General features: G+C 39.4%; 20 protein-coding genes. 19 read left to right on the forward strand and 1 reads right to left on the reverse strand.

The features are described 5' to 3' along the window. Positions 1-22: 22 nt before the first annotated feature. The 7 genes from DWZ63_RS09945 (at position 23) to glgB (ending at position 8977) form a co-directional block, all read left to right on the forward strand. Positions 23-748, forward strand: a complete 726-nt coding sequence (locus DWZ63_RS09945) for an AzlC family ABC transporter permease (RefSeq protein WP_055946448.1) — start codon at positions 23-25, stop codon at positions 746-748. Between the two features lie 98 nt (positions 749-846). Continuing rightward, a complete protein-coding gene (locus tag DWZ63_RS09950) occupies positions 847-1164 on the forward strand; it encodes an AzlD domain-containing protein (RefSeq protein WP_022013180.1) in 318 nt (105 codons plus the stop codon). A gap of 311 nt (positions 1165-1475) precedes the next feature. Continuing rightward, positions 1476-1943 (forward strand): Hsp20/alpha crystallin family protein, encoded by a 468-nt coding sequence (locus DWZ63_RS09955; RefSeq protein ID WP_022013179.1) that lies wholly within the window; start codon positions 1476-1478, stop codon positions 1941-1943. Positions 1944-2091: 148 nt separating this feature from the next. Further along, positions 2092-3093: a hypothetical protein gene (locus tag DWZ63_RS09960; protein ID WP_118499738.1), complete on the forward strand. Its 1002-nt coding sequence runs from the start codon at positions 2092-2094 to the stop codon at positions 3091-3093. 178 nt (positions 3094-3271) lie between these two features. Continuing rightward, complete coding sequence (locus DWZ63_RS09965; protein WP_118499739.1) at positions 3272-4615, forward strand: PEGA domain-containing protein; 1344 nt, start codon at positions 3272-3274, stop codon at positions 4613-4615. Positions 4616-4808: 193 nt separating this feature from the next. Beyond that, positions 4809-6530: a phospho-sugar mutase gene (locus DWZ63_RS09970; RefSeq protein WP_022013176.1), complete on the forward strand. Its 1722-nt coding sequence runs from the start codon at positions 4809-4811 to the stop codon at positions 6528-6530. Positions 6531-6751: 221 nt separating this feature from the next. Then, on the forward strand, positions 6752-8977 hold the full coding sequence (gene glgB, locus DWZ63_RS09975; protein ID WP_118499740.1) for a 1,4-alpha-glucan branching protein GlgB: 2226 nt from the start codon (positions 6752-6754) through the stop codon (positions 8975-8977). Between the two features lie 232 nt (positions 8978-9209). On the opposite strand, the gene DWZ63_RS16130 is transcribed toward glgB, so the two are convergent. Continuing rightward, positions 9210-10910, reverse strand: a complete 1701-nt coding sequence (locus tag DWZ63_RS16130) for a GH25 family lysozyme (protein WP_118499741.1) — start codon at positions 10908-10910, stop codon at positions 9210-9212. A 753-nt stretch (positions 10911-11663) separates the two neighbouring features. Between DWZ63_RS16130 and DWZ63_RS09985 the strand changes: the two genes are divergently transcribed. The 12 genes from DWZ63_RS09985 (at position 11664) to atpC (ending at position 22409) form a co-directional block, all read left to right on the forward strand. Then, entirely contained in the window at positions 11664-13274 is a 1611-nt protein-coding gene (locus DWZ63_RS09985) for a putative DNA modification/repair radical SAM protein (protein WP_118499742.1), read from the forward strand. A 20-nt stretch (positions 13275-13294) separates the two neighbouring features. Next, positions 13295-14083: a TIGR03915 family putative DNA repair protein gene (locus DWZ63_RS09990; RefSeq protein ID WP_118499743.1), complete on the forward strand. Its 789-nt coding sequence runs from the start codon at positions 13295-13297 to the stop codon at positions 14081-14083. A gap of 512 nt (positions 14084-14595) precedes the next feature. Beyond that, complete coding sequence (locus DWZ63_RS09995) at positions 14596-14952, forward strand: AtpZ/AtpI family protein (protein WP_022013171.1); 357 nt, start codon at positions 14596-14598, stop codon at positions 14950-14952. Between the two features lie 113 nt (positions 14953-15065). Further along, positions 15066-15461, forward strand: a complete 396-nt coding sequence (locus DWZ63_RS10000) for an ATP synthase subunit I (RefSeq protein ID WP_118499744.1) — start codon at positions 15066-15068, stop codon at positions 15459-15461. Positions 15462-15684: 223 nt separating this feature from the next. Then, complete coding sequence (gene atpB, locus DWZ63_RS10005; protein ID WP_022013169.1) at positions 15685-16449, forward strand: F0F1 ATP synthase subunit A; 765 nt, start codon at positions 15685-15687, stop codon at positions 16447-16449. Between the two features lie 33 nt (positions 16450-16482). Continuing rightward, complete coding sequence (gene atpE, locus DWZ63_RS10010; protein ID WP_022013168.1) at positions 16483-16749, forward strand: ATP synthase F0 subunit C; 267 nt, start codon at positions 16483-16485, stop codon at positions 16747-16749. A 106-nt stretch (positions 16750-16855) separates the two neighbouring features. Next, positions 16856-17413, forward strand: a complete 558-nt coding sequence (gene atpF / locus DWZ63_RS10015; protein ID WP_022013167.1) for a F0F1 ATP synthase subunit B — start codon at positions 16856-16858, stop codon at positions 17411-17413. After that, a complete protein-coding gene (locus DWZ63_RS10020) occupies positions 17401-17952 on the forward strand; it encodes a F0F1 ATP synthase subunit delta (protein WP_022013166.1) in 552 nt (183 codons plus the stop codon). Before atpF ends, DWZ63_RS10020 begins: the two co-directional genes overlap by 13 nt. Positions 17953-17981: 29 nt before the next feature. Further along, the gene (gene atpA, locus DWZ63_RS10025) at positions 17982-19496 is read left to right on the forward strand and encodes a F0F1 ATP synthase subunit alpha (RefSeq protein WP_022013165.1); all 1515 of its coding nucleotides are present in this window, start codon (positions 17982-17984) and stop codon (positions 19494-19496) included. 14 nt (positions 19497-19510) lie between these two features. Continuing rightward, complete coding sequence (gene atpG, locus DWZ63_RS10030; protein WP_055946468.1) at positions 19511-20389, forward strand: ATP synthase F1 subunit gamma; 879 nt, start codon at positions 19511-19513, stop codon at positions 20387-20389. Between the two features lie 196 nt (positions 20390-20585). After that, positions 20586-21983 carry a F0F1 ATP synthase subunit beta gene (gene atpD, locus DWZ63_RS10035; RefSeq protein ID WP_118499745.1) on the forward strand — a complete coding sequence of 466 codons (1398 nt, stop codon included), beginning with the start codon at positions 20586-20588 and terminating at the stop codon, positions 21981-21983. A 15-nt stretch (positions 21984-21998) separates the two neighbouring features. Continuing rightward, entirely contained in the window at positions 21999-22409 is a 411-nt protein-coding gene (gene atpC / locus DWZ63_RS10040; protein ID WP_022013162.1) for an ATP synthase F1 subunit epsilon, read from the forward strand. Positions 22410-22716: the final 307 nt, after the last annotated feature.

Consider the following 22716-nt stretch of genomic DNA (forward strand, 5'->3'; position numbering starts at 1 on the left):
TCTATATGGAAATGAGGAAAAAATGGAAAATGAAGCATCAGATAAAAAGAAAGATATAAAAAGAGGAGTACAGGACGGAATACCGATAGCACTTGGTTATCTGTCGGTGAGTTTTGCATTTGGAATAATGGCAGTTTCGGCAGGGCTTACACCGTGGCAGGCGATACTTATATCGGTTGCAAATGTAACATCGGCGGGACAGTTTGCCGGTGTTGAGATAATGGCTGCGTGCGGTGGTCTTGTCGAGATGGCACTTACGCAGCTTGTTATAAATATACGATATGCACTTATGTCACTGTCACTTGCACAAAAGGTGGATGACACCTTTAAAAAGCCGACACGAATGGCAGTAAGTTTTTGCGTGACGGACGAGATATTTGCGGTTTCAGTCAGCAGAAACAAGACCGTAAGCAAATATTATATGCTTGGGATTATATCGGTTTCATACATCGGCTGGATAGCGGGAACAGCGTTTGGTGCACTGCTTGGCGGCATACTTCCGGCAGTTATAAGTGACGCACTGGGTATTGCAATATATGGAATGTTCCTTGCGATAATTCTTCCGGCGGCAAGGGACGACAGTCGTTTTCTGAAAGTAATAATAATTGCCGTGGTATTAAGCTGTATGTTCAGATGGGTTCCGGTGTTAAATAAAGTTTCGTCAGGCTTTGTTATAATAATATGTGCGGTAGCTGCATCGGCAGTCGGTGCGTGGCTTTATCCGATTGATGAGGAGGAAGGAAATTAAATATCTGATATATTTAGTAAAGATTTGTGAAGAAGTAATGTTGAAAACGAAAAATGATTTTATATCCATAAAAGTATGTGGAGAAATGAGGAAAATAAATGAACACACAGACATTTTTTATATATCTTATAGTGATGGCAGGGGTTACATATCTTATCAGGGCAATTCCGCTCACGGTTTTTACGGGAAAGATTGAGAACAGATTTATCAAATCATTTCTTGCGTATGTGCCGTATGCGGTGCTTGGTGCGATGACATTTCCGGCAATAATCTATTCAACGGCAGATTTGATTTCGGGAATAGCAGGAACGGTGGTCGGAGTATTCTTTGCATATAAAAGGAAAAGTCTTTTGACGGTTGCGGTCGCAGCCTGCCTTGCGGTTCTTCTTGTATCAGTGATAGAGCTTGCGTTATAGCTGTAAAATCTAAATAAACAGAACAAAGAACACAAAAAGTTCACAAAATTATTAGCACTCGCTATTGACGAGTGCTAATAAAAGTGCTATAACATAATCAGAACAAAGGAAGGGAACAAAAAGAAGAAAAGAAATAAGATTTCAATCAGACAATCGGATTTGGAGATTGAGATTAAAAACTTTCACTGACAGGTCGCAAAGCGACTGCGTTCATGAGCAAGTAGCGAAAGCGGATTGCGAATGTCTGCTTTGCTCCTCCCGGTTCCATGAAACAAGGTAACAAAGCATATATGAAAAAGGAGAGATGACTTATGTTAATGCCTAGTATTTTTGGAGAAAATTTGTTTGATGATTGGTTTGATGAATTCCCGTTTTATGATTTCGATAAGAGCATGAAAAACACGGAAAAGAAATTATATGGTAAGAAAGCAAGCAGGATTATGAAAACTGATATTAAAGAGAAAAAAGACAGTTATGAGCTTGAAGTTGACTTGCCGGGATTTACTAAAGATGAGATAAATGCTTCTATTGAGGATGGCTATTTGACAATCAGTGCCGCAAAAGGTCTTGATAAAGACGAGAAAGAAAAAGACAGCGGTAAATATATCCGCAAAGAGCGTTATGCAGGTGCCTGCCAGAGAAGTTTCTATGTTGGTGAGGGTGTCAAACAGGAAGATGTCAAGGCTGAGTTTAAACATGGTATTTTGAAACTCACTGTTCCAAAGAAAGAGCCTGAAAAGGAAGTTGAAGAAAAGAAATATATTGCGATTGAAGGATAAAATATAGTGTTATGAGCAAGCCGCAGAGCGGATTGCGAATATCCGATTGATATGACGACTGTAAAAAGTTCTATTTTAAACCTCCATAGCATAACTTGAATAAGATACAAATGTATATAAGTCAAGGTATGTTATGGAGGTGTTTTTTATGGGAATGGATGAAAAAGTTGACGAAGTGCTTAAACAGTATGAGCTTGATATAAAGGCAAAAAGACGCGTGAGGGGTTCAGTGGTTGTAGAAAGTGGGGATGAATTTTATGTTGTAAAACCATATCTTAGGGATGAGATGAGGATTTTGTTTGAGGAGAGTGTAAAAGAATGTCTCTATAAAAATGGCTATGAATTTGCTGATTTTGCTTTGAAAAATAATTTAGAGAAATATATAAGCGAGGATTCGTGTGGCGGGAAGTGGGTCGTAAGAAGATGGTTTCAGGCACAGGATTGTGATGTGAGAGATAAAAGTGAGGTCCGTATGGCGGCGGGGCATCTTGCATATTTACATAGATGTATGAGACTGCCTGATGAATCTGAGGCAAAATTTAATACATCAAGAATAGATATAGTTTCTTTGTTTAAGAAACATAATAATGAAATGAAGCGTGTGAACAGTTATATCAAGGCAAAAAAACAGAAAAATCATATGGAGATAAGCATACTCAATTCGTTTAGAGAGTTTTATGAGCAGGGAGTAGAGGCTTTGGAATATATACAAAGATGCGGCATAGATGAGTTATGTGAGAAGACAATAAGTGAAAACAGGATAATTCATGGAAGTTATAATTATCATAATATTTTTTTTAGCAGGGAAAATATAATAACATCAAATTTTGAAAAATCTGCGGTGGGACTTCAAATGACAGATTTATATGACTGGATTAGAAAAATTATGGAGAAAAACGGATGGAACTGTGAGCTTGGAGTTTCTATCGTTGAGGAATATATTAAAAAAAGAGAGCCTGAACCCGGTGAAATGGAAGTTTTGCATGCACTGTTACTCTATCCTGAAAAGTATTGGAAACTGGTTAATTTTTATTATAATGGAAAAAAGACATGGATTTCCGAAAAAAATTATGAAAAACTTGAAAAAATAAGGGCACAGGAACCTGACAGACAAAAATTTATCGCTAAGATAAAAGATTTAAGAGTTTGACTTTTTTTTTAAGTGGTTTTGAGTTATAATCAAATAGTACAGTATGAAAAATGCCGCTGATGCAGTATTTTTCATACGACAATTTGGGTTTGAGTAAAACAAGTTGTTCAGAAATAAGGATTAGTGTATTAGTCTTATGACTGTGCAGTGACTTTTTGATTAGGAGGGGCATTTTAAGATGCACAAGAAAATAGGGACCGGTTTTATTAAACGGTGTGTGTGCCTTGTATTTTTGGTGGTAATGATGTGTGGATGTGCAAATAAAAGCGATTCACAAAACAAAGTGCAGGATACGGCTAAGCCTATGGCTGCACAGTCTTTTACAGGGGTTATCACGAGTGTTGACAAGGAACTGAAACAGCTTTCGGTAAGGGAGATTGACACAGATGTTGACACTATCATAAATTATGATGATACGGCAGAGATTAAGGATAAGTATAAGCAGGATATTTACGGGGATGAACTTGAACAGGGAATGATCATGAAGACTACCTATAGGACAAGCGATGCCAAGCTTGTATCTATGGAAGTGCCTGAGGACGCATGGGAGTATAAAAATGTGGACAAGTTTTCTTTTGATACATCTGAGTCATCAATGGAAGTTGCCGATGAATTATATCAGTATTCAGAACAGACATATTTTGGCACATCGGGTAACAAGGCTATTGAAATGGTGGAGCTTAGTGAGGCTGATGAACTTACGGTGCGTGGGATAGGGTATAAGGTCTATTCTGTTATAAGGACAGAGGGACATGGCTATTTGAGGCTGTTAAATTATAAGGATTTCATCGGTGGTATGATAAATATTGATGATGACATAATTTTACCGGTGACAAATAATATGCTTATAACAGTGAGCTGCGGCAATTACAGGGTTACCCTGAACAAAGGAACTGCAAAAGCGTCAAAGACAGTCAGTATAAAAAATAATAAAGAGAGCACTCTTGATTTTAGCGACTACAGAAATAGTATAAAAAATGTAGGAAGCATTAAGTTTAATATTGACCCGATAGGTGCAGATTTGTATATAAATGGTACTAAGATTGATTACAGCAAACCAATAGCACTTAATTATGGGACTTATTCAGTTTCCGCAAGCCTTAACGGATACAGTACATATAATGGAAAGCTTACTGTTGCAGAGGCAAGCAAGACTATAAATATAAGTCTGGAAACCTCTGATACGGCGTCAGCGGCAACGAGTGCTCCGCAGAGCACGGCATCGTCTGAAACGACAGAACCCCAGGCGACTGCGGCAGCGACGAGCAAGAGTAAGACTAAAACTAAAAAGATAGACAGCAACCATACCATATCGGTGACGGCACCTGAGGGTGCGGAGGTTTATCTGGACAATGTTTATAAAGGCATAGTTCCGTGTAAATTTACAAAGGTTATAGGTTCACAGACTATTACATTGAGTAAAAGTGGTTATGTGACAAAAAGTTATTCGGTGGATATTCTTGATGATGACAAAAATGTAAAACTTTCATTTTCAGAACTTATCGAGGATGCAGATAAATAAAATTGTTTTTAAAATTTTACTAAACAGATACAAAGCAAACTCTATATGACAGATTTTGCAGTATCATAAATGTATGATGCAAAGGTCAAAAGCGACAGCGGACCATTGCATCAGTCGGGGTCAAAAGATATTTTGACCCCGGCATCAAATATATAATTTCAAATAAAAGAGCAGAAAGAGGAGGATATACAAGATGGATTACAAAGAGATTTATGAGTCATGGCTTGCAAACCCTTATTTCGACGAGGAGACAAAAGCTGAACTTAAGGCTATTGCAGATGATGATAACGAGATTAAGGAGCGTTTTTATCAGGAACTTGAGTTTGGTACAGCCGGACTCAGAGGTGTTATAGGTGCAGGTACAAACCGTATGAACATTTATACAGTCCGCAAGGCTACACAGGGACTTGCAAATTATATTATAAAAGCAGGAAAACAGTCACAGGGCGTTGCTATCGCATACGATTCACGCCATATGTCACCTGAGTTTGCAGATGAAGCAGCACTCTGCCTTGCAGCCAATGGAATTAAAGCATATGTATTTGAGTCACTCAGACCTACACCTGAACTTTCGTATGCTGTAAGAGAGCTTAAATGCGTAGCAGGTATCAATGTTACCGCAAGCCACAATCCACCTGAGTACAATGGTTACAAGGTGTACTGGGAGGATGGAGCACAGATTACACCACCTCATGACACAGGTATAATGGACGAGGTTAAGGCAGTTACGGATTACAACACAGTCAAGACAATGTCAAAAGACGATGCCGTTAAACAGGGATTGTATCAGCAGATTGGCAAAGATATTGATGACAAATATATTGAAGAACTTAAAAAACAGGTTATCCATTGGGACAGCATTAAGGAGATGGGGGACAAGCTTAAGATTGTTTACACTCCACTTCATGGCACTGGAAATATTCCTGCAAGGCGTGTCCTTGAGGAACTTGGATTTAAGAATGTTTATGTTGTACCTGAGCAGGAACTTCCTGACGGAGACTTCCCGACAGTAAGTTATCCAAACCCTGAGGCAGCAGAGGCATTTGAACTTGCACTCAAACTTGCAAAAGAAAAGGATGCAGACCTTGTTCTTGCAACTGACCCCGATGCGGACAGACTTGGTGTTTATGTAAAAGATACAAAATCAGGCGAGTATATCACTCTTACCGGAAATATGTCAGGCTGCCTTCTCGCTGATTATGAGATTTCACAGATTAAGGAGACAAAGGGACTTCCAGAGGACGGAAAGCTTATCAAAACTATCGTTACATCAAATCTTGCAGATGAGATTGCGAAATATTACGGTGTAGACCTTATTGAAGTTCTTACAGGATTTAAGTATATCGGACAGCAGATACTTAATTTTGAGACAACAGGCAAGGGTACATATCTCTTTGGATTTGAGGAGAGTTATGGCTGTCTTATCGGTACTCATGCAAGGGATAAGGATGCTATCGTTGCGACTATGGCTCTCTGTGAGGCAGCAGCTTATTACAAGACAAAGAATATGACACTCTGGGATGCCATGATTGCAATGTACGAGAGATACGGATATTGCAAGGACGGAGTGAAGGCCGTTACTATGAAAGGTATCGAGGGACTTGCAAAAATTCAGGAGATTATGTCAGACCTTCGTAAAAATCCTCCTAAGGAGATTAACGGACACAAGGTACTTTCATTCAGAGATTACCAGGCTGATACTATTACAGACCTTGCAACAGGTGAGGTTAAACCTACGGGACTTCCTAAGTCAAATGTACTTTACTTTGATATGGAAGACAATGTATGGATGTGTGTAAGACCATCAGGAACAGAGCCAAAGATTAAATTCTACTATGGAGTTGTCGGAACATCTCTTGAAGATGCGGATAAGAAGTCAGAGCAGATGGCAAAGGCTGTTGATGACCTTATCTAATTAAACAACAAGATGCAAGGGTCAAAATGCTTTTTGGTCCCAAACATCATAATAAAAGGGTAAAATGCTTTTTGATCTCAATATTATTAAACGGCATTTAAAAATGCAGCAGAATATTAAAAAGTTTAGATATTTAAAGTGTTTTGCAAATGTAAATTAAAAATAATAACATGGACAGCCATATATGGCTGTTCATGTTAAAAAGATTCGGGGGAAAGCGTATGCAGGAAAAAATGGACCAGTGGATTAACTGGGTTGAATATGATGAGCTGCTTGAGGGAAGACATAATGCACCACATAATTTACTGGGATTGCACAGCTTTGGCAGAGGTCAGGTTCTTACGGTCTACAGACCTGAAGCTGAAAGAGTTTTTATAACCGATATGTCAGGGAAAAATGAACTTGAGTTAGAGGAAATTGGTGAGGGTTCAGGTTTTTTTGGAAAATATATTCCGAGAAAAAACTACAGAGCACCATATAAGGTAAAGGTTCAATATTCTGAGAATGATGTTATAGAATATGTAGATCCATATTGTTTTGAACCGCAGATTGGTGATGAAGATTTATATTATTTTGCGGAGGGTAAGCATTACGAGATATACAAAAAACTTGGTGCACATCCTATGACGATAAATGGTGTGAAAGGAACATACTTTGCGGTATGGGCACCTCATGCCAGGGCGGTAAGTGTGGCAGGAAGTTTTAATATGTGGGATGGCAGGCTACATCATATGAGAACACTTCAGGTTTCAGGTGTTTATGAACTGTTTATTCCGGGTGTTGAGCCGGGAGCAATTTATAAATACCAGATACTTACAAGAACAGGTGAAGTTCTGATGAAAGCAGATCCGTATGCAAACTGTTCTGAACTTCGTCCGGCAAACGCATCTGTAGTCGCAGACATAAGCGGATTTAAGTGGAATGATACTAAATGGATGCGTGAGCGTGAAAAGAAGGACAGAAATACGCTTCGCAAAGAGCCTATGGCTATATACGAAGTTCATATCGGTTCATGGCACAAGAAAGATGACGGTACGGAAGATGGATTTTATACTTATCGTGAGATGGCACCTATGCTTGCAGAGTATGTTAAGAAGATGGGATATACTCATGTCGAGCTTATGGGAATTGCCGAGCATCCGTTTGATGGCTCATGGGGATACCAGGTGACAGGTTATTATGCACCTACAAGAAGATATGGTTCGCCGAGAGACTTCATGTATTTTGTTGATTATATGCATGAAAAAGGTATTCATGTAATTCTTGACTGGGTTCCTGCACATTTTCCAAAGGACGAGCATGGTCTGGGAAGATTTGATGGACAGCCGCTTTATGAGCATCCTGATCCGAGGAGAGGAGAGCATCCGCACTGGGGAACTTATATCTTCAATTATGGCAAGAGGGAAGTCGAAAACTTCCTTATCGCAAACGGACTTTTCTGGCTCAAGGAGTTCCATGTAGACGGTCTTAGAGTTGATGCGGTTGCATCAATGCTTTATCTTGATTATGGAAAGGATGACGGCGAGTGGCTTCCAAATGAAAAGGGTGGCAATGAAAATTATGATGCCATAAATCTTTTCAGACATATGAACGAGCAGTTTGAAAAACAGTGTCCGGGAACAGAGATAATAGCCGAAGAGTCAACGGCATGGGCGGGTGTTACATCACCTGTTTCAATGAATGGACTTGGATTTCTGTTCAAGTGGAATATGGGATGGATGAACGACTTCCTTGAATATATGAAGCTTGATCCTTATTTCAGGGCAAACAATCATGGAAAACTTACATTTAGTATGCAGTACGCATACAGTGAAAACTTTATTCAGGTTCTCTCTCATGATGAAGTTGTTCACGGAAAAGGTTCAATGATAGAAAAGATGCCGGGTGAGTACGAGGACAAATTTGCAAATCTCCGCACGGCATATGGATTTATGTATGGTCATCCGGGAAAGAAACTTCTTTTTATGGGACAGGAATTTGCACAGTTCAGGGAGTGGAGCGAGAAGCGAAGTCTTGACTGGGAACTTCTTGACTACGATATGCACCAGAAGATGCAGGCATATGTAAGAGAGCTTAACAAACTTTATGAAAAATATGATGCCATGTATGTAAATGACTGTGAGCCTATCGGATTTGAGTGGATGAGTTGTGATAATGCTAATATGAGCACTGTAAGTTTTGTGCGTCGTGGAAGTTCTGCGAAAGAGCAGCTTTTGTTTATTTGCAACTTTACACCGGTGCAGTATGAGGAATATCGTACAGGAGTGCCTTGTGCAGGTGAATATACAAAGATACTTTCATCAGATGATGAGAAGTTTGGCGGAACAGGCGTGAATGTTAAAAAGGTAGTAAAAGCAGAAAAGATTGAGTGTGAGAAAAAAGAATACTCAATAGAGTTAAATCTTCCGCCTATGTCAGTTACGGTATTTAAGTTTGATTATAAATAAACTGATATGTAATTTATAAAAAACATTAATATTAAAAAATATAAAAGAGAGTGCAACAATTTTTAGTATTGCACTCTCTTATTTTTAATGCATAGGAAAATGCTTGTAACGCAATGCGGTGCCAACAAAAATTGCGAAGCAATTCTTGCAGGAGCAAAACGCTGGTTTTGCTCTTTTTTATAATAAAATTTTTTATTCTTTAGAATATTTTCAGATAATCTTATCTTCAATTTTACTTCACATACTTTGCATTAACATATCCCACATAAGATTTCTTTGTGTCAGAATATCTTACTTTATAAAACTTGACTTTACCCGCCTTTTGAGTTTTGAGCACAGCCAGATACGAACCTTTAGGTATTTTTACTTTTGGCTTTGTCAGTGAACTTAAATTATTGTAAAGTTTAGCTGCCTGTTTAGCGGTGCCGCCCTTATAATATTTAAGTTTTGCATCGGCGGGAAGATAAACACTGTTTTTTTTGCCTTTAATATAATAATTTACATGGATAAATGTTGTATTGTTTTTGTAAACCGTTTTACCGAGATATTCAACTATTGAATTTTTAGGTAGCGTTCTAAAGGCATCTGACTGTGCCGAAGGTTTTTTCAATAGTTTGTGTTTTGCTTGCGTTATGCCTGCACGACTCTTTGAAGCGGAAGCCGTGAGTGAAGCATAATTGCTGTATGTAGTATCAGAAGCGGTTTTGTTTATGCTTCTTATTTTATAATAATATTCATGCCCGTTTGTTACTTTTGTGTCTTTATAAGTTGTCGTATTTACATTTGATATTATTTTAACATTTTTGTAGCTGCCATCGTAAAAGTTTTTTCTAAATATCTGGTATCCGGCAGCATTACTGCTTTTTGTCCATTTTAAAGTGATTGCTTTTGTGCCGGAAACAGCTCTGAAATTCTTTGGTGCTGTCATTTTGGTGCCGGCAGGTTTAGCAGTCGGCTTTGCCGTTGCTTTAGCAGTAGGTTTTGCTGTCGGTTTTGCTGTCGGTTTAACCGTTGGCTTGACAGTAGGTTTTGCGGTAGGCTTAGCAGTCGGTTTGACCGTTGGAGAAGCAGTTGGCTTTGGTGTGTTTGTTGCTGCCGGAGCGGGTGTTGAGCTTGTGTCATCAAGTTTACTCTTTGTGTACCAGAAGTTACAGTCAACTTTTCCTGTTATACCATTGACTTTTCCTGAGCTTGTGTACTGCCAGTATTCATATTTGTTTGCATAAGTTGTTTTTGTAGTGTAATTTGCAAGCCATACTTTATATGATTTGCCTATTGAAGCACCGTCAATAAGGCTTGAAAAGTCGCTCTTGTTTGCGTAGACAAGAGGTGTATATCCGGCATCCTTAACGGCGGCACAAAATGCTTTTACATTAGCTGTTGCAGCGGATTTGCTTAACTTGGCATCATACATTCTGCCGACCGGTTTGGAGCCGTCGGTCGGATATTCATAGTCGATGGCAACCGGCAGTGTAATATCGTAATCTTTAATCTTATCTATACAGAATTTGGCCTCTTCCTTAGCTTCGGCTGTCGTGAGTGCTTCGGTAAAATAGTAAACACCGACCTTTATGCCGGCGGCAAGAGCACCTTCTATATTTGTTTTATAGAAAGGATCAGTACAGAGAGTGCCTGATTTTCCGTAACCTCTGTAGCCTACTCTTACAATTACGAAGTCAACTCCGGCTTTTTTGACTTTGTTCCAATCAATAGTGCCGTTGTTATTGTTGTATTTAGAAACATCAATTCCGTGATATATATTATATCCGCTAAAATTATCATTATGTGTATAAGTGGAGCTTGTGAACGGACTTTTTCCGGTCAGTGCGGCAGATGCCTTTTTGGTGTTTGCAGGCATAGATACAGTCGATGCAAATGCACTTTGTAAGGCAAGTGTGCAGACGAGCAGTTTTGACAATAGTTTCTTTTTCATGATGTCCCCCCTAAAGTTTGTTGTGCTTACAAAATCAGTTGAAAGTTGTGCTGATTGTAATGATATAACAATAATAACGCAGGCACGCTCTCGCTATGCCGTCGTTCGCAGCAGTACATAGGTCAATAAAAAACATTGCCCAAGTGCTGGCGACGACGGAATGTCTGCTTATATTATTTGCTATATCATTACAATCTTGTAAATCTGTCAAGATTTTGCAAGTGTTATGTTTATTAGAACTGTTACTTACTTTTCTATGGTATTCTACAGTATATATGTGTGATATGTCAAAAAAAAGTTGTAACAGTTCAGCCATAAAAAGATAATTGGCAATACAATGAGCTTGTTCATTGTATTGTTAAGTACCTTTTTATGGTAGAATAGCCTTTCATTTATTGCATGAAATTAACAAAAGCTGGAAAGCAGCGGCTGACAGCTTGCTGGCAGGTTTATGAATGTAAGAAATGCAAGGCTGAACTGTTACAAAATGTTTGACACTATTAATAAAGTCCCTAACATTTATTGCATAGAGAAGTAAGTGGTGGGGATACTTTTTGATATCAGGAGAGGCAAAAGTACATTTTGATATGTTGTGATAGTGTTGTAAGCAGGCAGCACAGCGGATTGTGAATATCCGCTTGAAATATAGATATAGTCATAATGGTAATAAATGGTGATTGACAGTTAAGCTATGTGATGATAAAATATAAACAAATGTTCGGGAACTAAAGTTCGAGAAAGGCGGTCGGTTACATGGTTTTTGAGAGTGATACAAATCTTATGAAGAAATTACAGATATTATCAGATGCGGCAAAGTATGATGTTGCCTGTACTTCGAGCGGAGTGCAGCGTGACGGCATCAAGGGTGAGATAGGAAATGCAATGTCGTGTGGTATCTGCCACAGCTTTGCGGCAGATGGAAGATGCGTGTCGTTGCTTAAGATATTGTTTACAAATGAGTGCATTTATAATTGCAGATATTGTATAAATCGTGTATCAAATGATGTTCCGAGGACTTCTTTTACACCTGAGGAGGTGTGCAGGCTTACAATGGAGTTTTACAGGAGAAATTATATAGAGGGATTGTTTTTGAGTTCGGGTATCTTATATTCTCCTGATTATACGATGGAACTTATCTGTAAAACGCTTCATGACCTTAGGGTAGTACACCATTTTAATGGCTATATACATTGCAAGGCTATTCCGGGAGCTTCACAGGAGCTTGTTGAACTTGCGGGCTGGTATGCAGACAGGATGAGTGTCAATCTTGAACTTCCGACAGAGGCAGGTCTTAAAGAACTTGCTCCGAACAAGAGCAGAAAAAACATACTTACACCGATGCGTCAGATACAGTCGGGTATGGCACAGAGCAGGGAAATGTTAGGGATGAAAGGCGGCAATAGGAGTGCGTACTGGTACACATCAAAGCGTTTGGGACGGAGTATGGAGATTGAGGAACATAAGATTACACCTGATAGCAGTTTAATAGGTGGGAGAAATGATAGATTTGAAGAACAGAAAAACATTCATAAAAGCAGTAATGACAAAACATATAACTTATCGATGGACACAGGAAAAAATGCAATATTAAATGCAGATTTTAAAGGCAGAAAGTCGGAAAAGCAGATTGAAAAAACGGATATTTTGTCTATGCAGGAACATAAGACCGGCACAAATGCACTTACCATGTGGAACAAGACTGATATAAGCAGAGGGTTTGTTCCGGCAGGACAGAGCACACAGATGATAATTGGAGCGACAGGTGAGAGTGATTACGAGATAATGTCTGTATCTGAAGCACTTTATAAAAGGTTTGATTTAAAGAGGGTATTCTACTCTGCATTTATCAATGTAAATAATGACAGTACACTTCCGGCACAGGCGGTAGGACCGCCGCTTCGCAGAGAACACAGACTTTATCAGGCAGACTGGCTCCTGAGATATTATGGCTTTGAGGCAAATGAACTTTTATCTGAAAAAAGACAGTTTTTTAATACTTTCTTAGACCCTAAGTGTGACTGGGCATTAGGACATCTGGAGGATTTTCCGGTAGAGATAAATAAAGCAGATTACAACACTCTTCTCAGAGTACCGGGGATAGGAGTCAAGTCGGCAGGGCGCATAGTCCGTGCGAGAAAGTCGGGAAGTCTTGACTTTAATTCGTTAAAGACAATAGGTGTTGTTTTAAAGCGTGCCGTATTTTTTATAACCTGCAACGGAAAGATGATGTATGATTTTCTTAAAGTGGATGAAGATTATATTACGAGGAGTCTTGTTACTAATGAGGGCGATGTGATGAGAGGTTTTGGGGCGGATATTACTTATAAGCAGCTTACACTGTTTGATGATTTCCAACTTAGGTAGAAAGGAGAGCCGTAATCATTATGGGAGATAAGAGGGTACGCATATACAGGTGTGCGGATGATGAAGTGGGCATTTTTAGTGCCATATATGAAGCAGGTATATCAGGGTATGGTCATAAGTATATTAAAATTCAGCCGCAGTCTGCTGATTATATGTATAGCATGGAGCTGTTTGCGGATTATATAGATGTGGAGAGTTCCATAAAGAAGATGAATTCTGTTCTTGATGCGATTAAGGAAAAGATTTCGCATGAAGCATATGAGTATGTCATGAAAGCAATAGTGAGCGGAGATGCCGGCAGGGGAGATGTGATATATCAGTTTATCACATATGGATTTACTCTTGGGGCAAAGGTTGTCATGGCGGTTCAGTTTCAGGAGGTTGCGGATATGTTTACGCTTGTACGCAGTGTCCAAAATGAAGCGTATCGGTATATTGAGGTGTTGAGATTTAAGGAAGTTATACACAAACCACCGCTTCTTTTAAGTGTGATAGAGCCAAAACACGATATTGTGGCACATTTAGCAAATCATTTTGCGGACAGGTTTAACAGTGAGTGGTTTATTATATATGATGCAAGGCATCACAAGGCAGTTTTCCATGAAGCAGGAGGAAAGTGGGAAGTAAGACTATTAAGTGAGAATGAGGAACAACGGCTTAAAGAACTGAATGAGACGGAAGAGGAATACTCAGACTTATGGAAAGTATTTTTTGAAAATATAGCTGTCAAGGAGAGAGAAAATAAAAAATTGCAAACGGGAAATCTTCCGTTGAGATTCAGGGAGCATATGACTGAGTTCGAGAAGTAAAAGGTAATCCGAGCAAGGTCATAGGGGTGTTGGCTTGATTTCAGAGATGAATTCTCTTTTCAGGGCTGAACTGTTACGATTAAGGTAACAGTTCAGCCTTGCATTTCTTACATTCATAAACCTGCCAGCGAGCTGTCAGTCGCTGCTTTGCAGCTTTTGTTTATTTACGCGAAAGCAAAGTGAGGATGGAACAAATAAATTTGTTCCATCTGAGCGTGCTCGCGAGGGCTTTGCCCTCATTTCAGAAATGAAAGGCTATTCTACCATAAAAAGCTACTTAACAATACAATGAACAAGCTCATTGTATTGCCAATTATCTTTTTATGGCTGAACTGTTACCGATTAAGTGATAAAATTTACCTTGTGGGTGGACTTTTGTCTAATGATAACTTATAATAAAACATATGTAGAAATAATATAAGAGATATATAGATATATTATGATGTTGGGGTCAAAATTTATTTTGACCCAACTAATGCCAAGGCTTGATATGTAGATTATGGAGGAAGATTTTGAAAGAAGATAGTCGAAAAGTTTTAAAAAGCATGATGATGGTTACGCAGTTAGGAATAGTTATGATGGTTCCGATTTTCTTGTGCGGAGCTTTAGGTGTGTGGTTGAACAGGCTGACGGGTATAGATATTATATTCCCTATTTTGCTTGTGCTTGGCATTGGCTCGGGATTTAGAAGTGTATATATGGTTACAAAATCATTTTATGCATCAGATAAAAAGAAAGAAAATGAAAAGCTTCAATATATGGAAGATTTGAAAAATTATAGAAATACACATCCGGACGAGGATTTTTCAGATGTTATGGAGGGCAAGAAAAAGAGGTATCCGGAACATAAGACACGACAGAATTTTTGAGCTAAATATAAATATGTGAAACAAAAGTTTTGCAATACAGAGTGTTAATGAATATAATGATAAATATAGATGGAAGCTGGAATAGAGATAGGAAAAGGTAGAAAAATAAAAATATGCGAGAAGCGAAAAAGATTTTAAAAGAAATGATTATAGGAGTGTTTATATGGTCGCTGCCGGTTTTGGTTATGCTTGCTTTTATAGCAGAAAACAAACCAGCGGCTGTTTGTGGTGTTCTGGCTGGGGCATTTGCGGCAGCAGGGATAATATACCATATGTATAAACATCTTGACATAGCACTTGACATGGACCCGGAAAATGCAAGAAAACATACATTAAAATCTGCATTTCAGAGAACATTTATAATGGTGGCAGTTCTTATGGTGTCGATGATATGGTACAGTTATGTGCATCCTATAGGTGTTGTATTAGGGCTTATGGGTGTGAAGATGACTGCTTATATGCAGCCGTATGTGCACCGTTTTATTGCCAGTGTCAAAAGAGTGGGATGAGAACTGACATATAAGAAACTATGGTGATGAGAGTATATTTGTTATTTTTGTTCATTTGCCTGCGTGATATAAAATGCATAGGTATTCAGCATTATATGCAAAAAAATTGCGTGAATTTATGATAAAAGGTGTTGAGTTGTGCATTGAACATAAAAATATATTTTCATGACTATAGTTGTAATGACTAAGATAGTCATAAAAAATAAAGAAGGAGGATGAGAATGTGGGAAGTGACATCTTAAATATGTCATGGGTAAACAGTAAGGCACTGCTGGCAGGCGGTGAAGTAGACTTCTTTATCAGAGGATATACTGACAAGAAATTTATGTTTCTCGGACACGAAGTCTATCTTACGACGACGCATATATCAATGATAATCGTCATGGCATTTCTGCTTGTTTTTGCCTTGTTTGCAAACCATGCGATTAAGAAAGCAGATCCCAAAGAAGCACCCGGTCCGTTTTTAAATGTGGTCGAACTGATAGTTGAAAAACTTGATGGAATGGTTGCAAGCTCAATGGGAGCTAGAAATGCCGTGAAGTTTAGAAATTATGTAAGTGCCTTGTTTTTGTTTATACTTACATGCAACTTATCAGGATTGTTAGGCTTAAGACCGCCGACAGCGGATTTTGGTGTGACATTTCCGCTCGCCGTTATTACATGGGTGATGATTCAGTACAATGGATTTAAGTACCAGAAGATGGGCAAGATAAAAGGTTTGTTTGAACCGATTTTCTTATTTTTCCCAATGAATCTTATCAGTGAATTTTCAACACCTGTATCGATGTCTCTCCGACTTTTCGGAAACATCCTGTCAGGTACCGTAATGATGGGACTTATCTATGGTTTGTTGCCAAAAGTGCTTACTTTGGTATGGCCGGCAGCATTGCATGTATATCTTGATGTATTCTCAGGATGCATTCAGACATATGTATTCTGTATGCTGACTATGTGCTTTGTCGCAGATGCGATAGGAGAAGACGCATAACAATTATTATATTTATTTTGAGGAGGAAGAACAATGAATATTACAAACGAAGGTTTAGTTTTAATGGGCTCTGCAATCGGTGCAGGTCTTGCAGTTATCGCAGGTATCGGACCTGGTGTAGGTCAGGGTATCGCAGCAGGTTATGGTGCATCAGCAGTAGGACGCAATCCGGGAGCAAAAGGTGACATCATGTCAACAATGCTTTTAGGACAGGCGGTAGCAGAGACAACAGGTCTTTACGGACTCGTAGTTGCCCTTATTCTCTTATTTGCTAACCCTCTTTATGGCAAACTTAAATAGACTGAGCTGAAAGCGAAGGATACTTCTTGAACGATAGTTCAAGAAGGGAGTTTTTTCGGGAAAGCGAAGGAACTGGAAAGAGTTAAAATAGAAAGGAGGCTGTAAAGTGAATGGTTTGGTAAAGGTTGCTTTAGCAGGTGACGGACTTGGAGATTATATATTTGGTCTTGACCCACAGCTTCTTGTGGATTCGGCTATCACAATACTTGCAATGTTCGCAATGTTTCTTCTTTTGTCACATCTTCTTTTCAATCCTGCAAGGGATCTTCTTGAAAAGAGACAGGCATATATAAAAGAACAGCTTGAAAAAGCAGCAAAAGAAAAACAGGATGCCATTGAATTTAAGGCAGAATATGATGAAAAACTTAAGGCTGTTGATAAAGAAGCAGAACAGATTTTGAGCCAGACGAGAAAGAACGCTGTCAAGAGAGAAAACGAGATAGTGGACGAGGCTAAGGCAGAAGCTGCAAGGATTGTTGACAGGGCAAATCATGACATAGAACTTGAAAAGTCTAAGGTTAAGGATGATGTTAAGAAAGAAATGGTATCTGTTGCAACAGTTATGGCTGAAAAGATAGTGGCATCTTCTCTTGATGAAGAAAAACAGTCACAGCTTATCGCAGATACATTGGAAGAGATGGGTGAAGAGACATGGCTAAGCTAATATCCAAAACTTACGGTGACGCACTTTTTGAGGTGGCGGCTGAGGAAGATAAGCTTGAAAGCCATCTCGAGGAAGTGGAAGCTGTACTTGATGTGCTGAAAGAAAACGAAGAGTATATAAAGATAATAGGCTATCCTAGAATTCCCGTTGAAGAAAAGAAAGCCATGATAGAAAGTGCTTTCAAAGACAAAGTGTCTGATGATATGGTCGGTTTCCTTACGGTCATCGTGGAAAAGGGAAGATTTTCAAAGATAGAAGAAATCTTGAACTATTTTGTTGAGAGAGTACATGAAGCAGAAAAAATAGGAACTGCTGAGATTAAATCCGCCGTAGAGCTTAGTGAAGCACAGAAAAAGGCGGTTGAAGACAAGCTGCTTACAACTACACAGTACAAAAAGATAATTGCAAAGTACAGTGTGGATGAGTCACTTATAGGCGGTATGGTTATACGCATCGGTGACAGGATCGTGGACAGCAGCGTAAAGACAAAACTTGAGACTATGGCAAGAGAATTGTCAAAAGTCCGTTTGTCAAACTAAATTAAATCGAAAGAAGGTGCGAGAGTATCATGAATTTGAAACCTGAAGAAATCAGTTCGGTTATCAAAGAACAGATTAAACAGTACAGTACCAAATTTGAAGTCGCAGATACGGGTACTGTTATACAGGTTGCCGATGGTATTACGCGTATTCATGGTCTTGCAAAGGCTATGGAGGGCGAGTTGCTGGAATTTCCAAATGAAATTTACGGCATGGTTTTAAACCTTGAGGAAGACAATGTCGGAGCCGTACTCTTAGGTGACCATAAAAATATCAACGAGGGCGATATAGTAAAGACTACAGGACGAGTTGTCGAGGTGCCGGTTGGTGATGAAATGCTCGGACGAGTAGTAAATTCTCTCGGACAGCCTATAGATGGCAAAGGTCCGATAAAGACAACAAAAACAAGACCGATTGAGAGAGTTGCATCAGGTGTTATCTCAAGAAAATCGGTAGATACACCGCTTCAGACAGGTATCAAGGCGATTGACTCGATGGTTCCTATCGGAAGAGGACAGCGTGAGCTTATCATAGGCGACCGCCAGACAGGTAAGACGGCGATAGCCATTGATACCATCATCAATCAGAAAGGTCAGGGTGTTAAGTGTATTTATGTTGCCATAGGTCAGAAAGCATCAACAGTTGCGGCACTTGTAAATAAACTTGAAGAGTTCGGTGCGATGGACTATACGACAGTAGTTGCATCAACAGCCAGCGAACTTGCACCATTACAGTATATTGCACCATATTCAGGATGTGCCATCGGTGAAGAATGGATGGAAAATGGCGAGGATGTACTTGTAATCTATGATGACCTTACAAAGCACGCAGCAGCATACCGTACACTTGCATTGCTCTTAAAGCGTCCACCTGGACGAGAGGCATATCCGGGCGATGTATTCTATCTTCACTCAAGACTTCTTGAGAGAGCAGCACGCCTTTCAGACAAGCTTGGAGGAGGTTCACTTACAGCACTTCCTATCATTGAGACACAGGCAGGTGATGTATCAGCATACATTCCTACAAATGTTATCTCAATAACAGACGGACAGATATATCTTGAGACAGAGATGTTCAACTCAGGTTTCCGTCCTGCCGTAAATGCCGGTCTTTCAGTTTCACGAGTAGGTGGAGCTGCACAGATAAAAGCCATGAAGAAGATTTCAGGTTCTATCCGTATCGAGCTTGCTCAGTACAGAGAACTTGCAGCATTCTCGCAGTTTAGTTCAGACCTTGACCCTGAGACAAAAGCACAGCTTGCACAGGGAGAGAGAATCCGTGAGGTATTAAAACAGGACAACTACAATCCTATGTCTGTTGAGCATGAATTTATCAGTATTTATGCGGCAACACATAAATATCTCATAGATATTGAACTTGAAGATATTGCCGACTTTGAAAAAGGTCTTTTACAGTTCATCGATGAGAAGTATCCTGAAGTTCCGGGTACGATAAAAGAGACCGGTGAACTTTCAAAAGATATGGAAGAAAGATTTGTTCAGGCAATCGAAAAATTCAAGGCAGAGTTCGTTAAGAACAGATAGAGAGGTGTGATAATATGGCCTCAATGAGAGATATAAAAAGGCGTAAGGAAAGTGTCCAGAGTACAGGGCAGATTACAAAGGCTATGAAGCTTGTATCATCTGTAAAACTGCAAAAGGCGAAAGTCGGAGCAGAGTTGTCAAAGCCGTATTTTGATACGATGTATGAGACTGTTGCCGATATGATAGCAAGGTCAGGCCAGTTGTCACATCCGTTTTTAAAGAAAAGCGAGTCAGACAAAAAGGCTGTTATTGTTATTACATCAAACAGGGGACTTGCAGGCGGTTACAATTCAAATGTAGTAAAACTTGTGACACATGATGAACGCTTTAAAAAAGAAAATACACTTATATATGCTGTTGGAACAAAGGGCAGAGATACCCTTATGCGTCAGGGCTACGAGATAGCAGGCGATTATTCGGAGGCTATGAACGAGCCGCTTTACAGTGATGCGACAGGCATTGGAAAAGATGTACTTGGCAAGTTTGTCAAGGGTGAGATAGGTGAGATTTATATCGCCTACACTATCTTTAAAAATACTGTTGTTCAGATTCCAACACTTATGAAACTTCTTCCTATTGATGCAGAGGATATAGTATCTGAGCAGGAAGAAGACCAGAGTCCGTTAGACAAGCTTACGCTTATGAATTATGAGCCGGAACCTGAGGAGGCACTCGATGCCATAATTCCAAAATATATAAACAGTCTTATATATGGAGGACTTGTGGAGGCACACGCCAGCGAAAACGGTGCCCGTATGCAGGCGATGGATTCAGCGACAAGTAATGCGGAGGACATGATAAGTGACCTGTCACTTAAATATAACAGAGCAAGACAGGCATCTATCACTCAGGAGCTTACGGAGATTATTGCAGGTGCATCGGCTATTTCTTAAATTATGTCAAGTTGATTGATTATGGTTGTTGATTATTTGTAAATTTGACTTTAGCGTTCAAACTTATCTGTCAAATTATATATAAATAACTGATTTAAAAAATATTGCTGAAAAAACTGCAAAACTTTTCGGTCAAAATCTAAATAAATATTGGATATTGTCCGAAAGATAATAAATTTTAAGAAGGGAAAAAGAGATGGCAGAATTAAATACAGGTAAACTTACACAGATCATCGGTGCCGTTCTCGATGTCAGATTTTCAGAAGGAAAACTTCCTGAAATCAATGACGCTATCAAAGTTCCTCTCAAAGACAGTGAAGAACTTGTAGTAGAAGTAGCGCAGCATCTTGGTGATGATACTGTTCGCTGTATTGCCATGGGTCCGACAGACGGACTGGTACGAGGAATGGAAGCTATTGCTACCGGTGGTCCTATATCAGTTCCGGTCGGTGAAAAGACACTTGGACGAATGTTCAATGTACTTGGCAATCCTATAGATGAAAAACCGACACCGGAAGGTGTTGAATATGACCCTATTCACAGAAAAGCACCTGCTTTTGAGGAGCAGTCAACACAGACAGAAATCCTTGAGACAGGAATCAAAGTCGTTGACCTTCTCTGCCCATATCAGAAAGGTGGAAAAATCGGTCTTTTCGGTGGTGCAGGAGTTGGTAAGACTGTACTTATACAGGAGCTTATCACAAATATCGCTCAGGAGCATGGTGGATATTCAGTATTCACCGGTGTAGGAGAGCGTACAAGAGAGGGAAATGATCTCTATTACGAAATGATCGAGTCAGGGGTTATCGACAAGACAACAATGGTATTCGGTCAGATGAACGAGCCACCTGGAGCGCGTATGAGAGTTGCTCTTACGGGACTTACGATGGCAGAAAATTTCCGAGACAGATCGGGAAAAGATGTACTTTTGTTTATCGACAACATTTTCCGTTTCACACAGGCTGGTTCAGAAGTTTCAGCACTTCTCGGCCGTATGCCTAGTGCCGTAGGTTATCAGCCTACACTTCAGACGGAGATGGGTGCTTTGCAGGAGCGTATCACATCTACAAAGAAAGGTTCCATCACATCAGTTCAGGCGGTATATGTACCTGCCGATGACCTTACTGATCCGGCTCCGGCAAACACATTCACACATCTTGATGCCACAACGGTACTTTCGCGTTCAATCGTTGAGCTTGGAATTTACCCTGCGGTAGATCCGCTTGAATCAACATCGCGCATACTTGATCCGCATATTGTCGGTGAGGAGCATTACAAAGTTGCCCGTGGAGTACAGGAAATATTACAGAAATACAAAGAATTACAAGATATTATTGCAATCCTAGGTATGGACGAACTTTCAGAGGACGACAAGATTGTCGTAAACAGAGCAAGAAAGATTCAGAGATTCCTTTCTCAGCCATTCCATGTAGCAGAGCAGTTTACCGGACTTCCCGGTAAATATGTACCTGTAGCAGAAACTATAAGAGGATTTCAGGAAATCCTTGAAGGAAAACATGATGATATACCTGAAAATCTTTTCCTCAATGCAGGAACTATAGATGAAGTTGTTGAGAGAATGAATTCTAAATAGTTCGGGAGGTGTATTATGGCTGAAAAGAAGTTTAATCTTCAGATTATATCACCTACCAGAGTTTTCTTTGACGGAGACATCGATATGGTGGAAATGAAGACAACGGAGGGTGAAATCGGTGTACTCGCCGGACACATTCCGCTTACGGCTATTCTTGAACCGGGTGTGCTTCGCATAAAGAAGTCAGACGGTGACAAAGAAGCGGCACTTCATGACGGATTTGTAAAAATCACAAAAGACAAGGTAACGATCCTTGCCGAATCCTGCGAGTGGCCTGACGAGATAGATGTAAACAGGGCAAATGAAGCAAAGACAAGAGCAGAGCGCAGGCTTAAGAGCGGCGAACCTGCCGTAGATATGCTTCGTGCGGAGCTTGCACTTAAAAAGGCACTTACCAGAATTGATATTGCAGGAAAATATAAATAAAAATAAAAAGGTTTGCAGATACAAAGTCTGCAAGCCTTTTTTATTGTGAATTATTTTCGCTGTGGCTGCTGTTTATATATGTTATTTTCACATTATGCAGTGTATCTTGCAAGTCCATTGGTTATCCCTGACTCTATTTTTGCTTTTGCTAATGTAAGTTGTATTATAAATGTTACGGTCATAAATATCTTCATCTTTTCCAGTCCTCTTATCGTATGCTTTTCAAATTGAAAATGAGAAGATAATCAATAATAAAAAGAACAAGATTTATCATCAAAAAAATCTCTTTGTATAAAATAGACAAAAG

This window comes from Clostridium sp. AF34-13, from assembly GCF_003477845.1.
Lineage (GTDB): Bacteria > Bacillota > Clostridia > Lachnospirales > Lachnospiraceae > Butyribacter > Butyribacter intestini.

Coding starts and splice junctions, on each gene's coding strand:
- DWZ63_RS09960 (WP_118499738.1), top strand. CDS start 2,092: ATGGGAATGGATGAAAAAGTTGACGAAGTGCTTAAACAGTATGAGCTT.
- DWZ63_RS09970 (WP_022013176.1), top strand. CDS start 4,809: ATGGATTACAAAGAGATTTATGAGTCATGGCTTGCAAACCCTTATTTC.
- atpE (WP_022013168.1), top strand. CDS start 16,483: ATGAATATTACAAACGAAGGTTTAGTTTTAATGGGCTCTGCAATCGGT.
- DWZ63_RS09955 (WP_022013179.1), top strand. CDS start 1,476: ATGTTAATGCCTAGTATTTTTGGAGAAAATTTGTTTGATGATTGGTTT.
- DWZ63_RS16130 (WP_118499741.1), bottom strand. CDS start 10,910: ATGAAAAAGAAACTATTGTCAAAACTGCTCGTCTGCACACTTGCCTTA.
- atpA (WP_022013165.1), top strand. CDS start 17,982: ATGAATTTGAAACCTGAAGAAATCAGTTCGGTTATCAAAGAACAGATT.
- glgB (WP_118499740.1), top strand. CDS start 6,752: ATGCAGGAAAAAATGGACCAGTGGATTAACTGGGTTGAATATGATGAG.
- atpG (WP_055946468.1), top strand. CDS start 19,511: ATGGCCTCAATGAGAGATATAAAAAGGCGTAAGGAAAGTGTCCAGAGT.
- DWZ63_RS10020 (WP_022013166.1), top strand. CDS start 17,401: ATGGCTAAGCTAATATCCAAAACTTACGGTGACGCACTTTTTGAGGTG.
- DWZ63_RS10000 (WP_118499744.1), top strand. CDS start 15,066: ATGCGAGAAGCGAAAAAGATTTTAAAAGAAATGATTATAGGAGTGTTT.
- DWZ63_RS09985 (WP_118499742.1), top strand. CDS start 11,664: ATGGTTTTTGAGAGTGATACAAATCTTATGAAGAAATTACAGATATTA.
- atpD (WP_118499745.1), top strand. CDS start 20,586: ATGGCAGAATTAAATACAGGTAAACTTACACAGATCATCGGTGCCGTT.
- DWZ63_RS09945 (WP_055946448.1), top strand. CDS start 23: ATGGAAAATGAAGCATCAGATAAAAAGAAAGATATAAAAAGAGGAGTA.
- DWZ63_RS09950 (WP_022013180.1), top strand. CDS start 847: ATGAACACACAGACATTTTTTATATATCTTATAGTGATGGCAGGGGTT.
- atpC (WP_022013162.1), top strand. CDS start 21,999: ATGGCTGAAAAGAAGTTTAATCTTCAGATTATATCACCTACCAGAGTT.
- DWZ63_RS09965 (WP_118499739.1), top strand. CDS start 3,272: ATGCACAAGAAAATAGGGACCGGTTTTATTAAACGGTGTGTGTGCCTT.
- DWZ63_RS09990 (WP_118499743.1), top strand. CDS start 13,295: ATGGGAGATAAGAGGGTACGCATATACAGGTGTGCGGATGATGAAGTG.